At 71.9% G+C, this 4521-nt stretch carries 6 protein-coding genes and 1 pseudogene; 4 read left to right on the top strand and 3 right to left on the bottom strand.

All coding sequences use genetic code 11. The features are described 5' to 3' along the window. On the bottom strand, positions 1-291 hold a 291-nt coding region (locus ABZX67_RS33140; protein ID WP_355368469.1), incomplete at its 3' end, for an FAD binding domain-containing protein. 260 nt (positions 292-551) lie between these two features. Between ABZX67_RS33140 and ABZX67_RS33135 the strand changes: the two genes are divergently transcribed. The 3 genes from ABZX67_RS33135 to ABZX67_RS33125 all read left to right on the top strand — a co-directional run bounded on the left by ABZX67_RS33135 (position 552) and on the right by ABZX67_RS33125 (position 2890). After that, the gene (locus tag ABZX67_RS33135; protein ID WP_355368466.1) at positions 552-2246 is read left to right on the top strand and encodes a PucR family transcriptional regulator; all 1695 of its coding nucleotides are present in this window, start codon (positions 552-554) and stop codon (positions 2244-2246) included. A 121-nt stretch (positions 2247-2367) separates the two neighbouring features. Then, positions 2368-2634 carry a type II toxin-antitoxin system Phd/YefM family antitoxin gene (locus ABZX67_RS33130; RefSeq protein ID WP_355368463.1) on the top strand — a complete coding sequence of 89 codons (267 nt, stop codon included), beginning with the start codon at positions 2368-2370 and terminating at the stop codon, positions 2632-2634. Beyond that, on the top strand, positions 2627-2890 hold the full coding sequence (locus tag ABZX67_RS33125; RefSeq protein ID WP_355368460.1) for a type II toxin-antitoxin system RelE/ParE family toxin: 264 nt from the start codon (positions 2627-2629) through the stop codon (positions 2888-2890). The genes ABZX67_RS33130 and ABZX67_RS33125 overlap by 8 nt, the downstream gene beginning before the upstream one ends. Before the next feature lie 31 nt (positions 2891-2921). Here the strand turns inward: ABZX67_RS33125 and ABZX67_RS33120 are convergent, their stop codons facing one another. Further along, positions 2922-3905: a helix-turn-helix transcriptional regulator gene (locus ABZX67_RS33120; protein ID WP_355368457.1), complete on the bottom strand. Its 984-nt coding sequence runs from the start codon at positions 3903-3905 to the stop codon at positions 2922-2924. A 332-nt stretch (positions 3906-4237) separates the two neighbouring features. Between ABZX67_RS33120 and ABZX67_RS33115 the strand changes: the two genes are divergently transcribed. Further along, on the top strand, positions 4238-4408 hold the full coding sequence (locus ABZX67_RS33115) for a hypothetical protein (RefSeq protein WP_355368472.1): 171 nt from the start codon (positions 4238-4240) through the stop codon (positions 4406-4408). A gap of 18 nt (positions 4409-4426) precedes the next feature. On the opposite strand, the pseudogene ABZX67_RS33110 reads toward ABZX67_RS33115, so the two are convergent. Continuing rightward, a pseudogene (locus ABZX67_RS33110) lies at positions 4427-4521 on the bottom strand (urease accessory protein UreF); the annotation flags it as partial.

Genomic DNA, 4521 nt, shown 5'->3' with positions numbered 1-4521 from the left:
CTGCGGCGACGCGACCGTGTGGGACGCCAGGGCCAGGCCCGGCAGCTCGTCACGGAGGTTCTCCATGATCCGCGTGTACGGCACGGAGGCGCCCAACTGGACGGTGCCCTGGCCTACGTGCCACTCCTGGAGCTCGGCGATACGGCCCAGGTCCAGGAGGTACTGGGGGCGGCGGTGGTCGAAGTTGATCTCGACCATGACATCGGTGCCGCCCGCGATCGGTACGGCGGTGGGGTGCTCTGCCTTCGCGGCGAGCGCCTCCGCCCAGTCGGCGGGGCGAAGAAATTCCATGAGCGGCTCTCCTCGGTGGTCTTCTCGGGATGTTCGTGGTGAGTCGTTCGTCCGGGCGTCGTTTCGAGGGAGGGGCCCGAAGTCGCTGTCGGCCGCACGCGCAGAAGTAGACAGCGCGATGACCGGGGCGAGGCAGTCACCGATCGCTCAGAAGCGACTTCCCCGTCACCTGTGGACGACCGTGCTTTCCCACCACCCCGCGCCGGTGAACTGCGGTCATTCCGGCCCTACATGCGCCGCTGCGTGAGAGAGTGACGATCATGCGGCTACGCGAACTCCTGGGCGTCGAGGAGCTGGGACTGCTTCTCCTCGTGGGCCCGGACGCCGGTGACGGCGTCCTCGACCGAGCCATACGCGCCGTCCCGACCATCGACCTGGCCGACCCCGGGCGCTTCCTCACCGGCGGTGAACTCGTCCTCACCGGGCTCGCCTGGTGGCAGCGGGACGGAGACGCCGATCCCTTCGTGCGCATCCTCGACCGCGCGGGCGTCACGGCCCTCGCCGCCGGCGAGGTCGAGCACGGGTACGTCCCGGACGACGTCGTACGCGCCTGCCGGCGCCACGGCCTTCCCCTCATCGCCGTACGGCCGGAGACGTCGTTCACCGCGATCACCGAGCACGTCCTGCGCCGTCTGCAGCGCCGGCCCGTGGGAGACCTCGCCGCCGTGGTCGAACGCCACCGGCGGCTCCTCACCGACCAAGGCGCCCCGGATTCCGTACTGGAGCTGCTGCGCAGCAGCCTCGGCCTCGACGTACGGGTCCTCTCCGCGACGGGGCGTCAGATCGCGGGCGCGCAACCCCCGTTGCGTGACAAGACGGCGGTGGCGCTGGCCGCGAGGTACCTCGCGGCGCGCCGCGCCGGTGAGGCGGCTCCCCACCGGGTCGCGCTCGGCGACCGGCTCTACTCGCTCGTGCCCGTACGCGACGCCGTGCCGCCGTCGGCACCGTCGGCACCGTCGGCAGCGGGAGCAGCGTCGACCGCGGGCGAGCATGCCGCCGAGCTGGGTGACTGGCTGCTCGTGGTGGACGCCGACACGTCGGCGTGGCCGGCGGCGGACGGGGATCTCCTCGACCGGATCGTCGAGTTGGTCGCCGACGCGCGGTCCGCGCACCACCAGGAGAAGGCGGTGCTCAGCGACCTCGCCCGCCGCATCCTGGACCTGCTGTACAGCCACGTCCCACCCGACGAGTTCCCCGTCCGGCTGCGCAGCACCGCGCACTGCGTCGTCACCCGGCGCGACCGCTGGCAGCGCTGCCAGTTCGTGGTGGCCGAGGGAGAGTGGGACGCGACCCGCCCGATCCCCGCCGCGGCCCTGCGCGTCCTGCTGGAGGAGGCCCTCGTCCAGGAGGACGGCCCGGTCCCGGTACCGCCGGAGGACGTCGCCGGCACCGTCGACGCCGGACAGGCCGTCCTCCTCGTACGCCTGCCCGAGCGCTCGGACGCGCCCCGCGAACCGGTCCTCGACTGCCCCGCCCTCCAACGAAGACTCGCCGCGGTGCTCACCCGCTGGCTCGGCCCCACGGGCAGCGTCTCGATCGGCGTCAGCTCCCCGGTGCCCGCGCCCGGGAACGCCCGCCGCGCGCTCGACCAGGCCCGTACCGCGCTGCGGGTCGCCGCCGACGGCCCGGACCGCGTGACCGTACGCGGCCCCGACGACCTCACCTCACACATCCTGGCGCTGCTGCCCCTCATCCCGGCCGAGACCCGGCACGCCTTCGCCACCCGGCTCCTCGGCCCCCTGCGCGACCACGACAGCCGCCACCGGACCGACCTGCTGCCCACGCTGGAGGCGTTCCTCGACTGCGACGCCTCCTGGACCCGGTGCGCCGCCCGGCTCCGCCTCCACGTCAACTCGCTGCGCCACCGCATCGCCCGCATCGAGCAACTCACCGGCCGGGACCTGGCCCGGCTGGAGACCAGGCTGGACTTCCTCGCGGCCCTGAGGGCGGGTTGAAGGGCGGGCGGGGCGAGGATGCCGGCGGGTCGGGGGGCGGGCGCCCAGGCAGGTGCGGAGGTGAGCCCCGGAGCCGTAGGAGCGATTGTGTACACATGGAACACTGCGTACACTTGAGCGCATGAGTCAGATGCCCATAGAGTCCATCCGTGACGTGCGCGCACACCTGGCCGAGGTCGTCGAGCGGGCCGACCGCGACGACGTGCCCACCGTCATTACCCGCCGCGGCAAGCAGGTGGCCGCCGTCGTGTCGATCGAGGTACTGCGCAAGTACCAGGAGTGGGAAGAGCGCGAGATCAACCGGATCATCGACGAACGCATGGCGAACCCGGCTCCCGGAATCCCTATCGAGGACGTCATGAGGGAAACGCTGGCGCGCGGTGAGTGAATACCGCACCGTCTTCCGTCCCGAGGCCCAGGCGGAGCTCCGCAAGATTCCGCGCGACACGGCGCTTCGCATTCTGGCGAAGCTGACCGAGCTGGAGACTGACCCGTTCGGCTTCAACACCACCGCCCTCGTGTCCCAGCCCGACAGACGTCGCCTTCGGGTGGGGGACTACCGGGTGATCTACACCGTCGACAACGGTGAGCTAGTGATTTGGGTGGTCCACGTCGGGCATCGATCCACCGTCTACGGCACCTGACACCTTCTGACTCCTGTCAGGTCGCCCGGGCTCAGACGTAGCCGTTCTCGACCGCCCGCTGGCCCAGTTGGAAGCGGCTCTGGGCGTCCAGTTTCTCCATCAGCTCCGAGATCAGGCGCCGCTCGCTGCGCAGGGAGATGCCCAGGCGGCGGGCCGCGGCCTCGTCCGTGTAGCCCTGCGCCAGCAGGCGGAGCAGTTCGCGGGGCTGTGAGCCGGGGTCTTCCAGACTGCGCCGGGGCGCCTCGCCGAAGGGGACCGCCGAGGCCCACACCGATTCGAACAGCGCGAGGAACGCCGCCACCGCGCCGGGCTGGCGCAGGAGCACCGCGCCCGCCGTGCTGTCGGCCGGGTCGATCGGCACCATCGCCAGCTCCCGGTCCTTGATCCACAGCCGCATGGGCAGCGCCGGCACGGTGCGGACCTCCGCGCCGCGTTCGGTGAGCCACTGGGCGTGCTCCAGGGTGCCCGGGGCGTTGCGTATGGAGTCCAGGTACACCGAGCGCATCCGCACACCGCGTGCCAGCGGCTCCGCGCTGGTCCCCTTGCTCGCCGCCAGCACCGCCGGGGTCTGCGCACCGCCGGGCACGAAGGCCAGGGACTCCTTGTGCATGGTGGGCACCAGGTCGGCCATCCGGGCCTGCACCGCCTCGATGCCGCGGAGTTGCTCGACCTCCGGCTCCTCGTCGCCGCCGTGCCGCGCGGCGTACTGGGCGAGCAGCATCTCGGCGGCGGCCTGGCTGCGGGCCAGGGTGCGGTTCCGCTCGGCTATCTCGGCCTGCTGGAACGCGAGCAGCGTGTCGAGCGCGGCCTTGGGGTTCACGACGCACAGCCGGCCGTTGTCCGGCCCGTCCGACGTGAGCAGTTCGAGGCGCGTCAGCTCCTGAAGCGCCTCGTCCAACGCCTGTGCCGAGCCTCCGAATTCCTCTGCGGCCTCCGCCGCGTCGCACCCCGGCTGGGCCAGGACGAACCGGTAGAGCCGGTCGGCCCCTTCCGTGAGACCGAACGGAGTCAGCACGTGGACAGCTCCCCCACACAAGACACAGCGCTGAGCAGGCGGTACGGACCTGTGTCACGGTCGCTGCCCTGAGTTGTACGGACCCCGTTGTCCTCCGGCGCGGCCCCGTCGCTGTTGTTCATCCGCGCCGGAAGGCAGTGTCGGGCACCAACCACGGTAATGCAACGCGTTGTCCAACCGGCGGACGTCCCCGGCCAGGGGTGACACGGTTGTGCCTGGGCGGTTCGTGCCAGGCGATCTCCCTGTCGGCGCGCGCTGCGCGACGGCAGTATCAGTGCCGCCGGGGAACACCGGCAGTCACGAGCCGTCACACTGCGAATAGGGGATTCCGCATGTTCCGCGCCGCCGTCACCGCCACCGTCACCGCCGTCGCCCTCACCATCGTCGCCCTGGGTGGCGCGACCGCCGCCGCGGCCCAGCAGAACGGCCCCGTCCTCGCGACCACCGCCTCGACCACGGGCGGCACGACCACCACGACGACCAACGAGCCCATCTGGGGCTGACATCCCCGGACTTCGCCGGTGGAAGGGGTCGAGGCTCAGCAGGCGGACGGCGGCCGTGGCGGGGCCGCTGACCGTCTCGTACGCGACGCAGTGCGCCGCGTCCTCGGGCCCGA

Source organism: Streptomyces sp. NPDC003036 (genome assembly GCF_040611175.1).
Taxonomy (GTDB): Bacteria; Actinomycetota; Actinomycetes; order Streptomycetales; family Streptomycetaceae; genus Streptomyces.
This window is presented reverse-complemented; position numbering and strand designations above follow the sequence as displayed.